This is a genomic window from Cyanothece sp. BG0011 (assembly GCF_003013815.1).
Lineage (GTDB): Bacteria > Cyanobacteriota > Cyanobacteriia > Cyanobacteriales > Microcystaceae > Crocosphaera.
The window spans coordinates 1-16,814 of record NZ_PRLH01000166.1; the positions used below are offsets into that span (position 1 = coordinate 1).

General features: G+C 42.0%; 29 protein-coding genes and 2 pseudogenes. 5 read left to right on the forward strand and 26 right to left on the reverse strand.

Annotation, left to right across the window (positions count from 1 at the left end; genetic code table 11):
* Window positions 1-327: pseudogene (locus C4E06_RS21270) on the forward strand (ferritin-like domain-containing protein); the annotation flags it as partial.
* A 146-nt stretch (window positions 328-473) separates the two neighbouring features.
* Here C4E06_RS21270 and C4E06_RS21275 read toward each other — a convergent pair.
* Window positions 474-749, reverse strand: a complete 276-nt coding sequence (locus C4E06_RS21275) for a septal ring lytic transglycosylase RlpA family protein (protein ID WP_370051352.1) — start codon at window positions 747-749, stop codon at window positions 474-476.
* 231 nt (window positions 750-980) lie between these two features.
* Between C4E06_RS21275 and C4E06_RS21280 the strand changes: the two genes are divergently transcribed.
* The 4 genes from C4E06_RS21280 (at window position 981) to C4E06_RS21295 (ending at window position 3,132) form a co-directional block, all read left to right on the forward strand.
* Window positions 981-1,739: a tetratricopeptide repeat protein gene (locus tag C4E06_RS21280; RefSeq protein WP_107670424.1), complete on the forward strand. Its 759-nt coding sequence runs from the start codon at window positions 981-983 to the stop codon at window positions 1,737-1,739.
* A gap of 97 nt (window positions 1,740-1,836) precedes the next feature.
* Window positions 1,837-2,034, forward strand: a complete 198-nt coding sequence (locus tag C4E06_RS21285; protein ID WP_008275503.1) for a heavy-metal-associated domain-containing protein — start codon at window positions 1,837-1,839, stop codon at window positions 2,032-2,034.
* 217 nt (window positions 2,035-2,251) lie between these two features.
* Window positions 2,252-2,671: a VOC family protein gene (locus tag C4E06_RS21290; RefSeq protein WP_107670425.1), complete on the forward strand. Its 420-nt coding sequence runs from the start codon at window positions 2,252-2,254 to the stop codon at window positions 2,669-2,671.
* A gap of 161 nt (window positions 2,672-2,832) precedes the next feature.
* Complete coding sequence (locus C4E06_RS21295) at window positions 2,833-3,132, forward strand: hypothetical protein (RefSeq protein WP_198648921.1); 300 nt, start codon at window positions 2,833-2,835, stop codon at window positions 3,130-3,132.
* On the opposite strand, the gene C4E06_RS21300 is transcribed toward C4E06_RS21295, so the two are convergent.
* The 25 genes and pseudogenes from C4E06_RS21300 to rplP all read right to left on the reverse strand — a co-directional run bounded on the left by C4E06_RS21300 (window position 3,129) and on the right by rplP (window position 16,812).
* Window positions 3,129-3,491, reverse strand: a complete 363-nt coding sequence (locus tag C4E06_RS21300; RefSeq protein ID WP_107670427.1) for a VOC family protein — start codon at window positions 3,489-3,491, stop codon at window positions 3,129-3,131. The two genes, C4E06_RS21295 and C4E06_RS21300, sit on opposite strands and share 4 nt — an antisense overlap.
* 40 nt (window positions 3,492-3,531) lie before the next feature.
* Window positions 3,532-4,644, reverse strand: a complete 1,113-nt coding sequence (prfA, locus tag C4E06_RS21305) for a peptide chain release factor 1 (RefSeq protein ID WP_107670428.1) — start codon at window positions 4,642-4,644, stop codon at window positions 3,532-3,534.
* A gap of 146 nt (window positions 4,645-4,790) precedes the next feature.
* The gene (gene rpmE / locus C4E06_RS21310) at window positions 4,791-5,048 is read right to left on the reverse strand and encodes a 50S ribosomal protein L31 (protein WP_107670429.1); all 258 of its coding nucleotides are present in this window, start codon (window positions 5,046-5,048) and stop codon (window positions 4,791-4,793) included.
* A 37-nt stretch (window positions 5,049-5,085) separates the two neighbouring features.
* The gene (gene rpsI / locus C4E06_RS21315; protein WP_107670430.1) at window positions 5,086-5,499 is read right to left on the reverse strand and encodes a 30S ribosomal protein S9; all 414 of its coding nucleotides are present in this window, start codon (window positions 5,497-5,499) and stop codon (window positions 5,086-5,088) included.
* On the reverse strand, window positions 5,499-5,954 hold the full coding sequence (rplM, locus tag C4E06_RS21320) for a 50S ribosomal protein L13 (RefSeq protein ID WP_107670431.1): 456 nt from the start codon (window positions 5,952-5,954) through the stop codon (window positions 5,499-5,501). The genes rpsI and rplM overlap by 1 nt, the downstream gene beginning before the upstream one ends.
* 69 nt (window positions 5,955-6,023) lie before the next feature.
* Window positions 6,024-6,887, reverse strand: coding sequence for a tRNA pseudouridine(38-40) synthase TruA (truA, locus tag C4E06_RS21325; RefSeq protein WP_107670432.1), 864 nt, complete (start codon window positions 6,885-6,887; stop codon window positions 6,024-6,026).
* A 34-nt stretch (window positions 6,888-6,921) separates the two neighbouring features.
* Window positions 6,922-7,272 carry a 50S ribosomal protein L17 gene (gene rplQ / locus C4E06_RS21330; RefSeq protein ID WP_107670433.1) on the reverse strand — a complete coding sequence of 117 codons (351 nt, stop codon included), beginning with the start codon at window positions 7,270-7,272 and terminating at the stop codon, window positions 6,922-6,924.
* 74 nt (window positions 7,273-7,346) lie between these two features.
* Window positions 7,347-8,291, reverse strand: a complete 945-nt coding sequence (locus C4E06_RS21335) for a DNA-directed RNA polymerase subunit alpha (RefSeq protein WP_107670434.1) — start codon at window positions 8,289-8,291, stop codon at window positions 7,347-7,349.
* A 102-nt stretch (window positions 8,292-8,393) separates the two neighbouring features.
* On the reverse strand, window positions 8,394-8,786 hold the full coding sequence (gene rpsK / locus C4E06_RS21340) for a 30S ribosomal protein S11 (RefSeq protein WP_008275492.1): 393 nt from the start codon (window positions 8,784-8,786) through the stop codon (window positions 8,394-8,396).
* A gap of 48 nt (window positions 8,787-8,834) precedes the next feature.
* Window positions 8,835-9,218 carry a 30S ribosomal protein S13 gene (gene rpsM, locus C4E06_RS21345; protein WP_107670435.1) on the reverse strand — a complete coding sequence of 128 codons (384 nt, stop codon included), beginning with the start codon at window positions 9,216-9,218 and terminating at the stop codon, window positions 8,835-8,837.
* A 67-nt stretch (window positions 9,219-9,285) separates the two neighbouring features.
* Window positions 9,286-9,399: a 50S ribosomal protein L36 gene (gene rpmJ / locus C4E06_RS21350; protein ID WP_008275490.1), complete on the reverse strand. Its 114-nt coding sequence runs from the start codon at window positions 9,397-9,399 to the stop codon at window positions 9,286-9,288.
* A 116-nt stretch (window positions 9,400-9,515) separates the two neighbouring features.
* Window positions 9,516-9,746 (reverse strand): translation initiation factor IF-1, encoded by a 231-nt coding sequence (gene infA / locus C4E06_RS21355; RefSeq protein WP_007306424.1) that lies wholly within the window; start codon window positions 9,744-9,746, stop codon window positions 9,516-9,518.
* A 157-nt stretch (window positions 9,747-9,903) separates the two neighbouring features.
* Entirely contained in the window at window positions 9,904-10,464 is a 561-nt protein-coding gene (locus C4E06_RS21360) for an adenylate kinase (RefSeq protein WP_107670436.1), read from the reverse strand.
* Between the two features lie 75 nt (window positions 10,465-10,539).
* On the reverse strand, window positions 10,540-11,856 hold the full coding sequence (secY, locus tag C4E06_RS21365) for a preprotein translocase subunit SecY (RefSeq protein ID WP_107670437.1): 1,317 nt from the start codon (window positions 11,854-11,856) through the stop codon (window positions 10,540-10,542).
* A gap of 190 nt (window positions 11,857-12,046) precedes the next feature.
* A complete protein-coding gene (gene rplO / locus C4E06_RS21370; protein ID WP_107670438.1) occupies window positions 12,047-12,523 on the reverse strand; it encodes a 50S ribosomal protein L15 in 477 nt (158 codons plus the stop codon).
* 20 nt (window positions 12,524-12,543) lie between these two features.
* On the reverse strand, window positions 12,544-13,065 hold the full coding sequence (rpsE, locus tag C4E06_RS21375) for a 30S ribosomal protein S5 (protein WP_107670439.1): 522 nt from the start codon (window positions 13,063-13,065) through the stop codon (window positions 12,544-12,546).
* A 42-nt stretch (window positions 13,066-13,107) separates the two neighbouring features.
* A pseudogene (gene rplR, locus C4E06_RS21380) lies at window positions 13,108-13,471 on the reverse strand (50S ribosomal protein L18).
* 2 nt (window positions 13,472-13,473) lie between these two features.
* Entirely contained in the window at window positions 13,474-14,013 is a 540-nt protein-coding gene (rplF, locus tag C4E06_RS21385; RefSeq protein ID WP_107670440.1) for a 50S ribosomal protein L6, read from the reverse strand.
* Window positions 14,014-14,081: 68 nt separating this feature from the next.
* Window positions 14,082-14,483 (reverse strand): 30S ribosomal protein S8, encoded by a 402-nt coding sequence (gene rpsH / locus C4E06_RS21390; protein WP_107670441.1) that lies wholly within the window; start codon window positions 14,481-14,483, stop codon window positions 14,082-14,084.
* Between the two features lie 38 nt (window positions 14,484-14,521).
* Window positions 14,522-15,067 (reverse strand): 50S ribosomal protein L5, encoded by a 546-nt coding sequence (rplE, locus tag C4E06_RS21395; protein WP_107670442.1) that lies wholly within the window; start codon window positions 15,065-15,067, stop codon window positions 14,522-14,524.
* 161 nt (window positions 15,068-15,228) lie between these two features.
* Complete coding sequence (rplX, locus tag C4E06_RS21400; RefSeq protein ID WP_107670443.1) at window positions 15,229-15,573, reverse strand: 50S ribosomal protein L24; 345 nt, start codon at window positions 15,571-15,573, stop codon at window positions 15,229-15,231.
* A 1-nt stretch (window position 15,574) separates the two neighbouring features.
* Window positions 15,575-15,943 (reverse strand): 50S ribosomal protein L14, encoded by a 369-nt coding sequence (rplN, locus tag C4E06_RS21405; protein ID WP_008275479.1) that lies wholly within the window; start codon window positions 15,941-15,943, stop codon window positions 15,575-15,577.
* A 17-nt stretch (window positions 15,944-15,960) separates the two neighbouring features.
* Complete coding sequence (gene rpsQ / locus C4E06_RS21410; RefSeq protein ID WP_107670444.1) at window positions 15,961-16,203, reverse strand: 30S ribosomal protein S17; 243 nt, start codon at window positions 16,201-16,203, stop codon at window positions 15,961-15,963.
* Window positions 16,204-16,210: 7 nt separating this feature from the next.
* A complete protein-coding gene (rpmC, locus tag C4E06_RS21415) occupies window positions 16,211-16,447 on the reverse strand; it encodes a 50S ribosomal protein L29 (RefSeq protein WP_107670445.1) in 237 nt (78 codons plus the stop codon).
* 2 nt (window positions 16,448-16,449) lie between these two features.
* Window positions 16,450-16,812, reverse strand: coding sequence for a 50S ribosomal protein L16 (gene rplP / locus C4E06_RS21420; RefSeq protein ID WP_198648922.1), 363 nt, complete (start codon window positions 16,810-16,812; stop codon window positions 16,450-16,452).
* Between the last annotated feature and the right edge of the window lie 2 nt (window positions 16,813-16,814).

Below are 16,814 nucleotides of genomic sequence, written 5' to 3' on the forward strand. Positions count from 1 at the left end.
TCATGTTCATGATTTAGCTGAACGCTTAAACGGATTGGGTGGTATCCCTGTAGCGAGTTTCAGCAAACTGTCTGAACTCTGCTGTTTGAACCAGAAGAAGATGGGATGTATGACTGTCGGAAAATGGTTGAACATGACTTAGCTGCAGAACAAGCAATTATTAAGGTTCTACGTAGCCAAGCCGCCCAAGCTGAAAGCTTAGGAGACAGAGCTACTCGTCATCAACTTGAAGAAATTCTACTTGAAACTGAAGAACGGGCTTATCACTTAGACCATTTCCTAACCCATGATAGCTTAACTGTTGCTTTTGTTGGTAATGGTAACTAAGGTTTTAACAATCTGAATATAATTTAAGTTTAGCTAGTGATTGCTGTGAGTCACTAGCTCTTTTGTTGAACCTCATCATAAAAGGGACAATTAATGAATTGTCCCTCACAAAAATTAATTGATAACTTAGAATACTTAAATTTTTATTAATTTAATATTGTCATTTTAACAGGAATTCTGCCTGATTTTAAAGAACCAATGGTTCTAAAAGCACTTTGAGATAAATCTAAACTACAACGACAACGATCTACAATACGGACAATCACACTTTTGCCTGTTTTACGATTGGTCACTTTAACTTTTGTCCCAAACGGCAAACTAGGATGAGCCGCCATCATAGCATTATTATTAAAGCGTACCCCTGAGGCTGTTTTCTGTCCTTGATAATGAGACGCATAATAAGTGGCTGTTTGTGCTTTGATGGGCATAGCAGCTAACGCTATCATCAAGATAGATAATGATATTTTCTTCACGGTGTACTGTTCCTCACCACACGATATACATCTAGGCTAATATACCTAGTTATTTTAAATTTGTCTAGTTGACAAAATAGTAGGTTCTATGTCTATTGATCAATAAAGTCAGGATAGAGTTCCATTGAAACGTTCACAGGTAGTCAGTTACACTCCTTTTAATAAGCCTAATTTAGTTCAATGTTTAATTATTTGCATCAAGTCGTTAGAGTTTCGGGATGTTCTAGTTCAGACACTTCCCAAAAAAAGAATCCTTTGACTAATTTATTTTCGTTAGGATTATCATTGTTAGTGATTAGTTTCGTCATCGGTTGTAACCATCAATCATCGTCGGTTCCCATTGAATCTTCTGTCTTGACAGTGGATACAGTAGAAATGGTACAGCAAGGGATTGAAAAAAGCCGTCAAGGTAATTATCAATCTGCAGTAGACGATTTTAATCAAGTTCTTGCCCAAAATCCCCAGGATATTAACGCTTATTTTAATCGAGGTTTTGCTTATAGTAGTTTAGGGCAGTTTGAAAAAGCATTGGCCGATTTTACAACCGCTTTGAAATTAGATCCCGAAATGGTTCAAGCTTATGTTAATCGAGGCAATGTTTATCTACAATTGGGAGAAGATGAAAAGGCGATCGCAGATTATGAAAAGGCTTTGAACATTAATCCTAACGACGCTTTTGCTCAAAATAATTTAGGACTCGCTCATCTTAACTCAGGAAGCCCAGAATTGGCAAAAATTGACTTTACTCACGCTGTAACCATTGATCCCATGTATGGAGAAGCTTATTATAACCGAGGATTAGCGTTTATTGATCTAGGAGAAACGAACAAGGCGATCGCTGACTTTCAAAAAGCGGCAGAAATTTGGGATGAAATGGGAGAAAAAATGGCTTCTGAGGCTGCTTTAGCAGAAATTAATGCTTTAAAAGCAAGAAATTAATAAGAGTTAGCCAAAACAAACTTTTTGTTAAAATATTGCAGTTTTAAGCATTATAAAATTAAAATCGAAGAGTAAAATTACCCGCAGTTAATTGATTATGACCATAACTTTAAAAGTTCCCAGTATTGCTTGTGGTGGTTGCGCTGATACTATTACAAAAGCCATTGAAGTACACGAACCAGAAGCAAAAGTTTCTGTTGATGTAGATTCAAAAATGGTGACGGTAGATACTGATGCTTCCACAGAAACGATTAAAGAAATAATAACAGCATCTGGTCATACTGTTGGAGATTAGAGATTATTTGTTAATAGGGTGAGCAACTGTTTTCGACAGTCTAATCTGTTCATCCTATTACTATTTTTGCTATTCAAATACCGAAAATTAAACAAAAAAGATATAGTATCGTTAATTCAAATAGAAATAACACAAAACCTAGCACTTTGTTGTTAATATAGTGAGCAGGATGCTCACATTCGGTCTGTCTCGAACTTATTTGAAAGGACTATCAAAAATGACTATTAGACCTTTTCATGTTGCTTTCCCAGTGATTAATCTAGAAGAAACTAGATATTTTTATGAGACTATTTTAGGTTGTACAATAGGAAGAACTTCAGAACATTGGATTGATTTTAATTTATTTGGTCATCAAGTTACAGCACATCTTTGTTCTCAAAATAGTCAAGAAGTTTCGACAAATTTAGTCGATGGAAAACAGGTTCCTGTGCAACATTGGGGCGTGATTTTAGACATGAAAGAATGGCAAATTTTGTCTGAAAAATTAAAAGAATCTCAGATTAGTTTTGTTATTGAACCCTATATTAGATTCAAAGGGGAAGTCGGGGAACAAGCAACGATGTTTTTTTTAGATCCTAGTGGCAATGCGCTGGAATTTAAAGCTTTTCGTGATGATCAATCAATTTTTGCTACATAATGATAATCCCAAAATACTATGAAGTTAGTTATATCTTGATCACTATTTTAAAAACAAATCCTTTAAAATAAATAACATTTTGAAAGTTAAAATGTACTTGACAAAATAAACATTTTATAGCTCAATTAATAATGTTTAAACGATGAAAAAAAAAGATAATAATGACCATTGAAAAAGATTTAGTCGAACTTCTAACAGATATTAATAAAAAATTAGATAGTTTACAGAAAGATGTCAAAGACATCAAAATTGATTTAACAGAAGCTAAAGGAGAAAGAGAAATCTTAAAAGTAGAAATTAATGCTCTCAAAGAAGATATAAAAGAGATTAAAATCTCACAACAAGATCAAATTTGGCAATTAATTTGGGCATTAATTTGGACATTAATTGGTCTTTTAATTGCTACGGTTTTAGGATTTTTAGTGATAGGAGGGAGATTTATCTTACCAGGAAGTTTTTAAATTTGACTAATTTCTATCACATTGCCATCAAAATCTTTTGTGAAACAGGCTGCTCTTCCTGACTGACTCATTTGAACAGGATAACCGCGACTTTGTAAACGAGCAATAATATCACTGAGGTTATCAGTTGCCAGGGAAAAATGGGGATTTCTTCCCCATTTTTCCTGATTCGGTAAGGTAAAATTAAAGCCAGGATGTACCATTAAATGAATTTGATAATCTCCGATTTGATACCAAACCCCAGGATATTTTAAATTGCGATCAACCTTTTCTAACCCTAAAACGCTGCCATAAAATTGCTCTGCTTTTTCTAAATCAGACACTAAAATAGCCGTATGAAGACACTTAATAATGGTCATCACTATTCTCCTTCAATGAAAAAATAACCCCTAAGTCATATTAGGTAATAGAATCTGCCGTTTCAGGAGAATTAGCCAACTCAGCTAAACGTTCTTGTTGATCTTGAGAAATACAAGTCTCGATAATATTATCAATATTACCTTCTAAAGCTCCTGCTAAAGCGAAGTTTTGACCCAAACGGTGATCGGTTACTCGATTATCCTTATAGTTATAAGTGCGAATTTTTTCAGAACGTGATCCCGTTCCTACCTGCGATCGCCGCATGGAACTCACGGCCTCTTGTTGTTCTCGTAACTTGGCTTCATACAATTTAGCCCGTAAAATTTGCATCGCTCGTTCACGGTTTTGCAATTGCGATCGCTCTTCAGTACAAAAAATCCGAATTCCTGTGGGTTTATGAAACAAGTCTACCGCCGTTTCTACCTTGTTAACATTTTGTCCACCAGCACCCCCGGATCGCGCTGTACTCATTTCAATATCCTTAGGATCAATTTGAATTTCCACTTCATCTACTTCTGGCATAATAGCTACCGTTGCCGTAGACGTATGAACCCGTCCCCCTGCTTCGGTTACCGGAACCCGTTGCACCCGATGAACCCCGGCTTCAAATTTAAGTTTACTGTAAACTTGATCTCCCGTGATCTCTAAAATAGCCTCTTTAAAGCCACCCATATCCGCTAAAGACTCGCTCACCAGTTTGACATTCCATTTTTGGGATTCAGCATAACGAGAGTACATTCTCACTAAATCTCCAGCCCATATACTGGCTTCATCCCCACCGGTTCCGGCGCGAATTTCTAACATAATATTCTTATCATCATTAGGATCACGGGGTAACAAGAGGATTTTTAAGCGTTCTTCTAATTCTTGTGACTTTTCTTCTAACTCACTCACTTCCATCGCGGCCATTTCCCTCATTTCAGGGTCGCCACCGGCTTCTTTAACAATTTGTTTAGCTCCTTTGAGTTCTTCTTGGGTTTCTTGCCAAGTTTTATAAGTATTAACTGTTTCTTCTAAGGACGATCGCGCTTTAGCCACCCGTTGTAATTCATCGGGGTTAGTGGCGATATCCGGATCAGCCAAACGTCGAGTCAATTCTTGATAAGTTTGTTCAACGGATTGTAATTTTTCTAATAAATAGGATTCAGCCATAATATTTCTTTCCTTCAATCTTCTAATCTAACAGTAGCTTAATTATCAGTTACCAGTTATTAATTATTGCTCACTGTTCATTGTTGACTAAAAATAAACAATAACCCAGCAGAGCTTCTGCTGGGTCCATAACGTAATCTGAGCCGCTATTTTTCTTCCGAAGCATCTGCCTGGGGTGCTTTTTTCTTGCTTTTTTTGCCAATCATAGCGTAACGTTTCTGGAAACGATCTACCCGTCCCTCGGTATCGATAATCTTCTGAGTTCCGGTATAGAAAGGATGATTACCAGACCAAACTTCAACATTAATTTCAGGTTGAGTCGATCCGACGGTCATCACTACTTCACCGTTACAAATAACCTTAGCTTCTGGATACCAGGTGGGATGAATATCAGGTTTTGCCATAATCTTTATCTCCTTACTAAATGAATGAATGATTGAATTATCGTTTAGAGTATTGAGGAGCTTTACGGGCTTTGTGTAAGCCGTATTTCTTCCGTTCTTTCGCCCGAGGATCACGGGTTAAATAACCTTCTGCTTTGAGGGGAGGACGATTTTCAGGGGCTAACTCACATAAGGCTCTAGCGACTCCTAATTTTACGGCATCCGCTTGACCGGTTAAACCGCCACCGTGAGCATTAACCAGGATATCATAATCATTTTCTAATCCTAACGTTTCTAGAGGGCCTTTAATCCCTTGAATGTAGCTAGGAATGCGGTTAAAGTAAATCTCTCCTGGCTTTTTATTAACGATAATTTCGCCACTACCAGGGACTAGACGAACTCTGGCCACTGCGGACTTACGACGACCGGTTCCCCAGTAAACCACTTTTTCTTTATTTTCGGTTGCTTGCATTATTTATCTCCGTTGGGAATCGTATTAAGGGTTAATTCTTCTGGTTTTTGAGCTTGATGAGGATGGTTTGGTCCTGGATACACTTTTAACTTAGTAAAAAGTTGACGGCCTAAAGCGTTTTTCGGCAACATCCCTTTAACCGCTTTTTCAATAATTCTCTCAGGAATTCGTTGTTGTAGCTTGTCAAAGGTTTCAATTTTCATCCCTCCGGGTCTTCCGGAGTGACGACGATATAATTTTTGAGTGCTTTTGCGGCCGGTGACGACAATTTTGTCAGCATTAATAATGATAACAAAATCCCCTGTATCCATGTGGGGGGTATAAGTTGGCTTATTTTTGCCCCGTAGAATTTTAGCGACTTCACAAGCAAGTCGCCCTAGACGCTGATCAGTTGCGTCAATAACGTACCATTTCTGGTCGAGTATTTCCGGTGATGGTGTAATGGTTTTAGTCATGGATAATACGAAAGTAAAAAATTAACTAGAGTGTTTTTTTAGTTGACATCAGGAGTTAGAAAGTAAAGATTAGGTCATAACTCCACTGCGTTTTTGCTGTTCCCCATTCCCTTTAAAAACAAATAAGGGTTGAGTCTCAAACCAAATTGAAGTTGGTAAGGGAAAATTAGGATAACCCACTCTTAATAAACATAAACCCTTGGCAGGGGCAGAATATTTAACTTGTTCACGCTGTTGATTTTGCCAAATCTCATTAAAGTTGGCCAGCGATCGCTTACCGCTTCCTACTTCTACTAAGAGTCCCACCAATAACCGCACCATTCCATATAAAAATCCGTTGGCTTGAATTTCTAAATGAATAAACGGTCCTTGACGATAACATTGAGTCTCTTGGACTTCTACCCAAGAATGATGACGCTTAGAACCGGCACGACGAAAGGCCGTTAAATCATGACCTCCTAATAAGGGAATTAATGCCTTTTGCATCAATTCTACGTCTAAAGGCTCATAATAATAGTGCCAAGTCAAGGGTTTCACAAACAGATTCGGACAGTTATCGGTGTAGAAGGTATAACGGTAACGTCGCCATAAGGCTGAGAATCGAGCGTGCCAAGTTAGTGGAACTTCGGCCGATCCCCGAATTAAAATATCATCGGGTAGACGTTGGTTTAAAATATCTGCCCACCGTTGGGGAGGAATCGGACTAACATCGTCAAAATGGGCTACTTGAGCAGCAGCGTGAACTCCTGCATCGGTTCGGCCTGCCCCATGAATGGGACTGTGATAGCCTAATACTTGAGCAATGCTACTTTCAATGTCTTCTTGAACGGTCCGTTGGTTAGGTTGTCGTTGCCAACCATGAAATCGGGTTCCCTGATATTGAATCACCAGGGCAACTCGTTTTCGGTTTGGTTGTTGCTTTAAACTATCCATAGACCAACCTTGTGACCGCTTTGGCAACAAGACCTTACATTAACTCAATGATCGCCATTTCCGCATTATCTCCCCGGCGGCGAATGGTGCGGACAATGCGGGTGTACCCTCCCTTACGGTTGCTGTAACGTTCGGGTGCTTCAGCAAACAAAGCATGAACTAATTGTTTGTCGTAAAGATAACCAATGGCTCTACGTCTAGCGGATAGTGAGCCATCTTTGGCTAGGGTGATCATTCGTTCAACTTCTGAACGCACCGCTTTGGCACGGGTTTTTGTGGTTTTAATTTGACCATGACGAATTAACTCTGTTGTCAGCGATCGCAATAGAGCTTTTCGTTGGTCGGCAGGTTTTCCCAATTGAGGGACACGACACCGATGACGCATAGTTTTTTCCTCCCTATACTAATGGAACCGTCAGAATGATCAATCAGCCCCTTTAGGCCATGATTGATCAAACCTTAAGCTTTTGCTTTTTCTTGGGGCAAGGTAATCCCCAACCGTTTTTGTAAGGCTTCAATCACTTCTTCTGCCGATTTTTGCCCAAAGTTTTTAATTTCTAAGAGATCCTCTTGACTATAGTCTAATAAGTCAGCCACCGTATTGATTTGCGCCCGTTTTAAGCAATTATAAGCCCGTACAGACAACTGCAATTCTTCGATGGGGATCTGACTTTGAGGATTTTCTTCGTCTGGGTATTCAGGAACGGCAGTTTCGAGTTGATTGAGGTCTTTGAGGGGATTAAATAGGTCTACTAAGATGTCTGCTGCTCTGGATAAGGCTTCTTTGGGGTTAAAACTCCCATTCGTCCAAATTTCCAACATGAGACGGTCTTTAGCTTCCCCTTCTTCTCCGCGAATGCTCTCTACACTGTAATTTACCTTGGTGACTGGCATAAATACAGCATCGATCTGTAAGAAGTCGAGGGCTGTGGGTTCGTCGTTAGACCTTTCTACGGGGACATAGCCCACTCCCTTCTCAATGCGAAATTCCATCTCTAATTTTGCTCCCTCAGTGAGGGTGGCAATGGGTTGAGTGGGATTAATGACTTCTACTTCTGAGGGTAAATCGAACTGGCCGGCGGTGACATGGGCTGCCCCCGTCGCTACCAAGCGACCAATCTGGGGCTGATCAGTATAACTTTTGAGGACGATCTCTTTCATGTTTAACATGATTTCTAAGACATCTTCTCTGACCCCTGGAATGGTAGCAAATTCGTGATTGACTCCGCCGATGCGAATGGCAGTGACGGCTGTTCCTTCTAAGTTGGCTAATAATACCCGTCTCAGGGCATTACCAATGGTTGTCCCTTGACCCCGTTCCAATGGCTCCAGAACAAATTTACTATATTGACTCTGATTTTTTTGAGTCTTAGATTCTATACACTCAATCTGAAATTGCGCCACGTTTAGTGACCTCCCTTCATTGTCAAATGCCTCCCAGACACAATGGTTCGTGTCTGTCTTAACGCCAAATATTCATAGTGTGATAAAGATGGGCAGGGCTGGCTAAACTCTACGTCGTTTTGGCGGACGACAACCGTTATGGGGAATGGGGGTAACATCTCGAATTAGCGTAATTTCTAATCCTGCCCCTTGTAGTGCGCGGATGGCTGTTTCTCTACCGGCACCGGGTCCGCTTACCATCACTTCTATTTGTCGCATACCTTGGTCGATGGCTCGACGGGCTGCCGAGTCGGCTGCGGTTTGTGCAGCAAAGGGAGTCCCTTTTTTAGCCCCTTTGAAGCCACTTGCTCCGGCCGAAGACCAAGAAATCACATCTCCTCTCGTATCGGAAATGGTGATAATGGTATTGTTGAAGGTGGACTGAATGTGAGCCACCCCGTTAGGAACGTTTTTCTTTTGTTTTTTGGGTCCGCCTTTTTTCGTTGGTCGCGCCATAATCTTTCGCTGAAATTTCTCTGTAACTGAACTGCTAATGGATGCTGATTATTTCTTAGAGGGAGCTTTTTTCTTCCCTGCCACAGTTACCCGTCTACCTCGACGAGTCCGTCCGTTGGTTCTTGTTCGTTGTCCTCTGACGGGAAGTCCTTGACGATGACGACGGCCTCGATAGGTGCCAATGTCAGCCAATCGCTTAATATTCATGGCTTCCCAACGTCTCAAATCCCCTTCGATTTGATAGTTGTTTTCGATATAAGCCCGTAATTTGGCTACGTCTTCGTCGCTTAAATCCCGTACACGGGTGTCAGGGTTGACACCGGTTTCTGCTAAAATTTCTTGAGATCGTGATAAACCAATACCATATAGATAAGTTAAGCCAATTTCGACTCGTTTATCTCTTGGCAGGTCAACACCAGATATCCTTGCCACTTTTGTTTTCCCTCTTAGCGTGTTCTTGTTTGCCTAATGTTTCTCTAGTTTTTTAGGAAAGGTCATTCTAACCCTGACGTTGCTTATGTTTCGGGTTAGTACACAGAACCATGACTTTCCCCCGTCGCCGTATAACGCGACATTTTTCGCACATTTTTTTGACTGATGGTCTGACTTTCATGGATTTTTCTACAGCAGGACTGCAAGCTTATTATTATAGCAAATTTTGCTTTTTTGTGTCAGCTATAATAGTAATTTAAGAGAGGCTAATGAGGGGAGTTTGATCCCCCTAGCATCTTACTTTTTACTACCTTTTAGCCGATAAGTAATTCTCCCTTTGGTGAGATCGTAGGGGGTTAATTCTACTTTAACCCGATCGCCTGGCAGAATTTTAATGTAGTTACGGCGAATCTTTCCGGAAATGTGGGCTAACACATTAAATCCGTTGTCGAGATCCACTCGGAACATTGCATTAGGAAGAGACTCGGTTACGGTTCCTTCCATTTCAATTAAGTCTTGTTTTGACACAATCTGATGCCTCAAATAGTATAATTAGGAAAAGATGAATTACCATGAGGGTCGGACTTTTCTTTATCATAAAAGAAGGGTCACGATCAACTTTCCCTTACATATCTTAGCAAACCTCCTTATTGTTCTTGGCTTTTTACCGAATTTCATTCTTGTCTTAAGTCACTACTTCTTTAAGAGTGGTTGTAACTTCTTCTAATTGACGGTTACCGTCAATACAAGATAATCTGTCGTGTTGACGATAATAATCAAGGACAGGTTGGGTTTTTTCTCGGTAAACTTCTAAACGACGGCGAATGGTCTGTTCGTTATCATCTTTTCGCCCTCGTAATAACAAACGATCAATAATCACCTCATCGGGAACGTCTAGGTTGATCGCCTGTTGGGAAAACTTGTTGAATTTATGGAGTAATTGATCTAAAAATTCAGCTTGAGGAAGGTTACGAGGAAATCCATCTAAAATCCAGCCCTGTTGAGCGTCTTCGTGATTTAAGCGGTCTTCAATTAAATCTAACAATAACTCATCAGGCACTAACTCCCCTTTATCGACATAAGTTTGAGCTTTTTGCCCTAAAGCTGTTTGTTGGGCAATGGCTTCTCGTAACATTTCTCCGGTGGAAATGTGGGGAATCTTAAACGCTTCTGATAGTTGTTGGGCTTGGGTTCCTTTCCCTGAACCGGGCGGCCCCAAAAAAATCAATCCCTTCCCTGTACTCATAATCTTGTTACTGTTGTATTAGTTATTCTATTGAAAGTAGGGTTAAGGAACTTGTGGTTCCTCTTCCCCCATGTTTTACTGTTTGATCATGCCCTCATAACGTTGAGAGATGACATAGGTTTGAATTTGTTTGGCTGTATCAATGGCTACCCCAACCAGAATGAGGAGAGAAGTTGCCCCTAACCCTCGGAAGGTGGTGACACCGGTTGCTCCTTCGACTAAGGTGGGAACGGTTGCCACAAAACTCAAAAAGATCGCCCCCAGGAAAGTTAAACGGTTAAGAACTCCTTCGAGATATTGCTTCGTTTTTTCCCCTGGACGAATACCAGGAATACTAGACCCCATTTTTTTCAAGTTTTTCGACACATCTTCAGGGTTAACGATTAAAGAAGCGTAGAAATAACTAAAGAATAGGATTAACGCAGAATAAACCCCTACATAAACCCAAGTTCCCGGACGCAAGGCGTTCGCCACTTGAATCAACACTTGACTAAATGGACCTTCATCTCCAAAAAATCCGGCCAAAGATTGGGGTAAAATCAACACCGCAGAGGCGAAAATAATAGGCATCACACCCCCTTGATTCAGTCGTAGGGGTAAGTAGCTGGTTCTTTCGCGGTAAAGCTTCCGTCCCACTTGACGACGGGCTGAGATAATGGGGATGCGTCGGGTTCCTTCTTGGACGAAGACAATACCGACAATCATGACCAAGAACACTAATAAAAGGATCACCACTTGCGCTACGGCTTGTCGTCCTCCTGTTTGGGCATAATCAATGGTTTGTCCCAGGGTTCTGGGCAAACTAGCCACAATATTGACAAAAATCAATAAAGATGCTCCATTACCGATGCCTCGTTCTGTAATTAACTCTGATACCCACATGACAAACATGGAACCAGCAGTTAATGCTAAAACCGTTTCAGGAACAAACCAAATGGTATCGGTTAAGGCATATTCTCGCAATAACCCCACCGTAATGGCTGTACTTTGAATAACAGCCCAGCCAGCGGCCACATAACGGGTGATTTGGGAAATTTTTCGTCGGCCGGCTTCTCCTTCATTTTTCTGTAAATCTTCTAAAGAAGGGATAGCAGCCGTTAACAACTGCATGATAATCGAGGCATTAATAAAAGGAAGAATTCCCAGGGCAAAAATACCCAATGTAGAAATCCCTCCCCCGGTAAAGATGTCTAAAAATCCCAATACTTGGTTATTGCTAATAGCAGACACAAATTTAGCCCGATCAATGCCAGGAATCGGAATAAAAATGCCAAAACGAACTAAAATTAATAAACCTATGGTAATTAACAACCGCCCTCGCAGACCGGCTGCTTGAGCCATTTGTAAAAAGGTTTCTTGTGCGGTAGGTGTTTTCTCTCGACTGACAACCATTAATGGCAACCTCAGTGATTAACGATTATTTATTATTGGTGATATTTTACCAAACAATTAATAATTGATAATTAATAATTGATAGTTGATAATTTTGTTTAATTGGTTTTCTTAGTTTGCCGAAGAAGCCAATCATTTAATTAAGAAACTAAGCCTCTCCTCTGGGGGAGAGGTCATGGGTTAGTATTCATTATTCGTTATCGCTAGGGGTGTCGGAGGTGTCTGATAAATCTTGACAACTGCCTCCTGCACTTTCAATTTTGGCTTTAGCTGACTTGGTAAAGGCTGCTGCTTTAACCGTCAAAGCAACTGTTAATTCACCATCGCCCAACACCTTTAAAGGGCCATCATTACTGGTAATCAACCCGACTTCCATTAAGCTTTCGAGGGTAACTTCCTTATTCGGGGATAAACTGTTGAGTTTACCTACATTAATAATGGTGTAATGACTAGGGTTAACTAGGGGAAAGTGTTTTAACTTAGGAACGCGACGATAGAGGGGCATTTGTCCCCCTTCAAAACCGGCTTTTGTGCCGGTACCAGAGCGAGATTTTTGTCCACGCATTCCAAAGCCACCACTGGCTCCTTGACCGGCGGAGATGCCCCGACCGATGCGCCGACGGCGTTTTGTTGACCCTTTTTGGGGGTTGACTTCATGTATTCTCATAGGATTTTTTGGGTATCAATTTAACTGTAAAGATGTTCTAGAGGAACGCCTCTTTCTTGGGCGACTTCTGAGAAAGTCCGTAACCCTTCGAGGGCGTTAATTACGGCTCTAGCATTGTTTAAGGGATTATTTGAGCCTAACTGCTTGGCCAGAATATTTTTGAGTCCTGCTAGTTCTAAAACGGTTCTCACTGCACCCCCGGCAATTACCCCTGTACCAGGAGCAGCGGGACGGACAATAACTTTAGCTCCACCGGATACACCTTTAGCGATGTGGGTAATGGAACTGGACTTCGTTAAAGAAACGTCGATGAGTTGTTTTTTGCCATCAGCGACCCCTTTACGGACAGCACCGATAACATCGCCGGCCTTACCGACACCAACGCCGACTTGACCTTTTTCATTGCCAACCACAACAATGGCGCGGAAGCTTAATTTTTTACCCCCTTTAACCACTTTACTAACGCGACGAATTTGGATAACTCGTTCTTGCCAGTTGCTGTCTTTTGACTTATCTCGGTTACTTCTGCGACTTTTTGCCATAATAATTACCTTATTACTGAGGAAAAATATTAATGATTTGATTCAAAACTGTAAGCCAGCTTCCCGGGCGGCTTCGGCTAAGGCTTTAACTCGACCGTGATATAAGTTACCACCGCGATCAAAAACCACTTGTTCAATGCCTTTAGCCATGCCTCTTTCGGCCACTAATTTACCCACTTGTGCTGAAGCTTCACAGGTGGCTCCAGAAGAGAGACTATTTCTTAAGTCCGGTTCTAGGGTAGAAGCTGCCGCTAAGGTATGTTGGGCGACATCATCAATAATTTGGGCATAAATGTGATGATTGGAGCGAAAAACCGCTAAAACGAGGGCAGTCGGGGGTGCCGCTGACTTTCCTGCGAATGCGTCGATGACGACGTTTTAAAGATTCTTTTCTGGTGGGTTTCATAATTATTTCTTACCTGCCTTACCTGCTTTACGTCTGACATATTCATCTTGATAACGAATCCCTTTACCTTTGTAGGGTTCGGGGGGACGAACTGCCCGAATTTTGGCGGCGATGTTACCGACAATTTCTTTATCGATACCGCTAACGACCACTTGGGTGTTGTTTTCCACGGCGACGTTGATGCCTTTGGGCATGGTCATTTCAACGGGTTTACTGTAGCCAACATTGAGGGTCAGTTTAGTCCCCTGTGCTTGGGCCCGATAACCAACCCCTTGAATACTGAGGCGTTTTTCAAAGCCTTTAGACACCCCTTCTACCATGTTAGCTACGAGGGTACGAAACAGTCCATGACGTTCACGGGCGACACGAGAATCATCGACCCGTTCAACCAGTACGGTTTCTCCGTCTTGGTTGACGGTAACTTGTGAGGGTAAATCTAATTCTAAAGAACCCTTGGGTCCTTTGACATCGATATGTTGCCCTTTAATGTCGACGGTGACTTTATTGGGCAGAGGAATGGGTTTTTTACCAATACGAGACATTTTTTTCTAGGATATCTGTGATCACTGAGGTCAAACTAAGTTGTCAACACTCGAATAGCTGGCTCGTGCTACCAAACGTAGCAGAGAACTTCGCCTCCGACGTTTTGACGACGGGCTTCTCTGTCGGTCATAATCCCTTTGGAGGTGGAAATAATGGCAATGCCAATGCCTCCTAAGACACGGGGTAAGTCTTTCCGATTGGAGTAGACCCGTAACCCTGGTTTACTTACCCGTTGTAGGGTGTTGATAATGGGCTGACGGCCTCGTGACTTATATTTTAGGGAAATGACAAGATGTTTTTTCACCCCTTCTCCTGCTTCTTCAAATCCCTCAATAAAGCCCTCTTCTTTAAGAACTTGGGCGATACTGCGGGTCATTTTAGTGGTGGGAACAACAGTGGTGGGGTGGCGTACCGCACAGGCGTTGCGGATACGGGTAAGCATATCTGAGATGATGTCGTTAGGTGCCATTATTGCTGATGAGTTTCTCCTGTAAAATAAGGGATTGACTAGGTGCGGAAGGGCATTCCCATTTCTTTGAGTAACGCACGCCCTTCTTCATCAGTCTGGGCTGTGGTAATGATGGAAACATCCATGCCCCGAATTTGATCGATGGTGTCGTAATCGATTTCTGGAAAAATAAGTTGTTCACGAATGCCGAGACTGTAGTTACCCCGTCCGTCGAAGCTTTTCGGGCTAATGCCTCGGAAGTCTCTAATTCGGGGTAGGGCGAGGTTAATCAGGCGATCTAGAAAAGCGTACATTTTTTCTGAGCGCAAGGTGACCATCACCCCCACAGGCATTCCTTCACGGATTTTAAAGCCAGCGATCGCTTTTTTAGCGCGAGTAACAATGGGTTTTTGTCCCGTAATTGTCTCTAATTCGCTAATAGAAGATTCTAGGGCTTTGGCATTTTGGGATGCTTCTCCTAGTCCTCGATTGATGGTGATTTTGACCACTTTGGGGACTTGGTGGATGTTGCTGTAACTAAACTGCTGTTGCAGTTTGGAAACAATGGTTTCTTGATAAAAGGTTTTAAGTCTCGGTTGAGCCATGGTTAGTTTTCCTCATCCCTGGGCTTGGTCAGGGGCGACTAAATGATCGGTGGAAAATTAAGGTAACGTTTGAATAGCAGGGGAGCAGGGAGTAGGGAGAACAGTTGTTCATGCTATTGAAAAACAAGCGTTTCTCATTCCTAACTCTTGAAATTTCGATTTTAATCGATAATTTCCCCTGTTTTCTTTAACATTCGTACTTTTTTACCTTCTTCGGTGAAGGTGTAACTAATGCGACTGGCCACCTGTTCTTTGGTGGAGTACAACATTACGTTAGAACTATGAATCGGGGCTTCAAAGGTAGCGATTTGCCCAGATTCTCCTTCTTGTTGGGGTTTAACGTGCTTGGTTCTGACATTAACCCCTTGGACGACAACTTGACTGGTTGTGGGGATGGTTCTAAGAACTTCTCCGACTTTTCCTTTGTCCCGTCCTGAGATCACTTGAATAGTATCCCCTGTTTTAACGTGCATTTTGTACCGTTGAGGAGATTTTTTTTTGCTCATTTTAGAGTACCTCCGGGGCTAAGGATACGATTTTTGTGTAACTTTTATCCCTTAATTCTCTGGCCACTGGACCAAAAACACGGGTTCCTCTGGGGTTGCCATCGGCGTTAATGATAACGGCGGCATTATCGTCAAAACGAATACTCATACCGCTTGCCCGATTGACAGGTTGACGAGTCCGTACGATCACGGCCGTAACGATATCAGAGCGTTTAATGGGCATATTAGGGAGTGCGTCTTTGACGACGGCGACGATTTTATCCCCAATTTCTCCATAGCGACAATTACCAGTTCCGAGAACCCTTAAACACATCAATTTACGGGCTCCGCTATTGTCAGCGACATTGAGATAGGTTTGCTGTTGAATCACGGTAGTAATAGGGTCATTTAATGAGCGGTTAAAATGGTCTTGATTTCCCAGCGTTTGGTTTTGCTGAGGGGGCGAGTTTCACGAATGCGAACGCGATCGCCTTCTTGACATTGATTTTCGGGGTCGTGTGCCTTAAATTTTTTGGTTTTAACGACAATTTTCCCGTATTTTGGGTGAGGAGAGCGGTTTTCTACGGCAACCACTGCAGTTTTATCCATTTTTGTGCTGACCACTACCCCAACTCTTTCTTTAATTGCCATAATTAGCTTACGCCTCCTCTGCTGACGTAGATGATGATTGGTTAATGTTGAGTTGTCGTTCCCGTTCGATGGTTAATAATTGAGCCATCCGATGACGGGTATGTTTAAACTCGTGGGTGCTTTCTAACTGGCGGGTGGCTTGCTGAAACCTGAGATCAAAGAGTTTGCGCTTGGTAGCGATAATTTCTTCTGCCAGTTCTTCGTCGCTCAGTTGTCTAACTTCTTCTATCTTGGGTAATGCCATGTTTAGATATACTCCTCTTGGCGCGTAATAAACTTAGTTTTAATGGGGAGTTTTTGAGCAGCCAGACGCATGGCTTCACGGGCGATGGGTTCAGATACCCCTGAGAGTTCAAACATAATCCGCCCTGGTTTAACCACTGCCACCCAGTATTCTGGGGAGCCTTTCCCTGACCCCATTCGGGTTTCTGCTGCTCGCATGGTCACCGGTTTATCGGGAAAAATGCGAATCCAAATTTTACCCCCCCGTTTGATATAACGGGTCATGGCACGACGGGCGGCTTCGATTTGACGAGAGGTAATCCAGGAGGGTTCGGTAGCTTGTAGGGCGTATTCGCCAAAGTTAAGGGTACTGCCTCGGTGTGCCAGCC

Bases quoted from the DNA above. Each gene is read 5' to 3' on its own strand.
- rplQ (WP_107670433.1), bottom strand. From the start codon at position 7,272: ATGCGTCATCGGTGTCGTGTCCCTCAATTGGGAAAACCTGCCGACCAA.
- C4E06_RS21300 (WP_107670427.1), bottom strand. From the start codon at position 3,491: ATGACCATTATTAAGTGTCTTCATACGGCTATTTTAGTGTCTGATTTA.
- rpsQ (WP_107670444.1), bottom strand. From the start codon at position 16,203: ATGGCAATTAAAGAAAGAGTTGGGGTAGTGGTCAGCACAAAAATGGAT.
- rpsH (WP_107670441.1), bottom strand. From the start codon at position 14,483: ATGGCACCTAACGACATCATCTCAGATATGCTTACCCGTATCCGCAAC.
- C4E06_RS21360 (WP_107670436.1), bottom strand. From the start codon at position 10,464: ATGAGTACAGGGAAGGGATTGATTTTTTTGGGGCCGCCCGGTTCAGGG.
- prfA (WP_107670428.1), bottom strand. From the start codon at position 4,644: ATGGCTGAATCCTATTTATTAGAAAAATTACAATCCGTTGAACAAACT.
- rplO (WP_107670438.1), bottom strand. From the start codon at position 12,523: ATGAGAATACATGAAGTCAACCCCCAAAAAGGGTCAACAAAACGCCGT.
- C4E06_RS21290 (WP_107670425.1), top strand. From the start codon at position 2,252: ATGACTATTAGACCTTTTCATGTTGCTTTCCCAGTGATTAATCTAGAA.
- rpmJ (WP_008275490.1), bottom strand. From the start codon at position 9,399: ATGAAAGTCAGACCATCAGTCAAAAAAATGTGCGAAAAATGTCGCGTT.
- rpsK (WP_008275492.1), bottom strand. From the start codon at position 8,786: ATGGCGCGACCAACGAAAAAAGGCGGACCCAAAAAACAAAAGAAAAAC.
- secY (WP_107670437.1), bottom strand. From the start codon at position 11,856: ATGGTTGTCAGTCGAGAGAAAACACCTACCGCACAAGAAACCTTTTTA.
- rpmE (WP_107670429.1), bottom strand. From the start codon at position 5,048: ATGGCAAAACCTGATATTCATCCCACCTGGTATCCAGAAGCTAAGGTT.
- rpsE (WP_107670439.1), bottom strand. From the start codon at position 13,065: ATGGCAAAAAGTCGCAGAAGTAACCGAGATAAGTCAAAAGACAGCAAC.
- rpmC (WP_107670445.1), bottom strand. From the start codon at position 16,447: ATGGCATTACCCAAGATAGAAGAAGTTAGACAACTGAGCGACGAAGAA.
- rplM (WP_107670431.1), bottom strand. From the start codon at position 5,954: ATGACTAAAACCATTACACCATCACCGGAAATACTCGACCAGAAATGG.
- truA (WP_107670432.1), bottom strand. From the start codon at position 6,887: ATGGATAGTTTAAAGCAACAACCAAACCGAAAACGAGTTGCCCTGGTG.
- C4E06_RS21285 (WP_008275503.1), top strand. From the start codon at position 1,837: ATGACCATAACTTTAAAAGTTCCCAGTATTGCTTGTGGTGGTTGCGCT.
- C4E06_RS21295 (WP_198648921.1), top strand. From the start codon at position 2,833: ATGACCATTGAAAAAGATTTAGTCGAACTTCTAACAGATATTAATAAA.
- rplX (WP_107670443.1), bottom strand. From the start codon at position 15,573: ATGAGCAAAAAAAAATCTCCTCAACGGTACAAAATGCACGTTAAAACA.
- C4E06_RS21280 (WP_107670424.1), top strand. From the start codon at position 981: ATGTTTAATTATTTGCATCAAGTCGTTAGAGTTTCGGGATGTTCTAGT.
- rpsI (WP_107670430.1), bottom strand. From the start codon at position 5,499: ATGCAAGCAACCGAAAATAAAGAAAAAGTGGTTTACTGGGGAACCGGT.
- rplE (WP_107670442.1), bottom strand. From the start codon at position 15,067: ATGGCTCAACCGAGACTTAAAACCTTTTATCAAGAAACCATTGTTTCC.
- rplF (WP_107670440.1), bottom strand. From the start codon at position 14,013: ATGTCTCGTATTGGTAAAAAACCCATTCCTCTGCCCAATAAAGTCACC.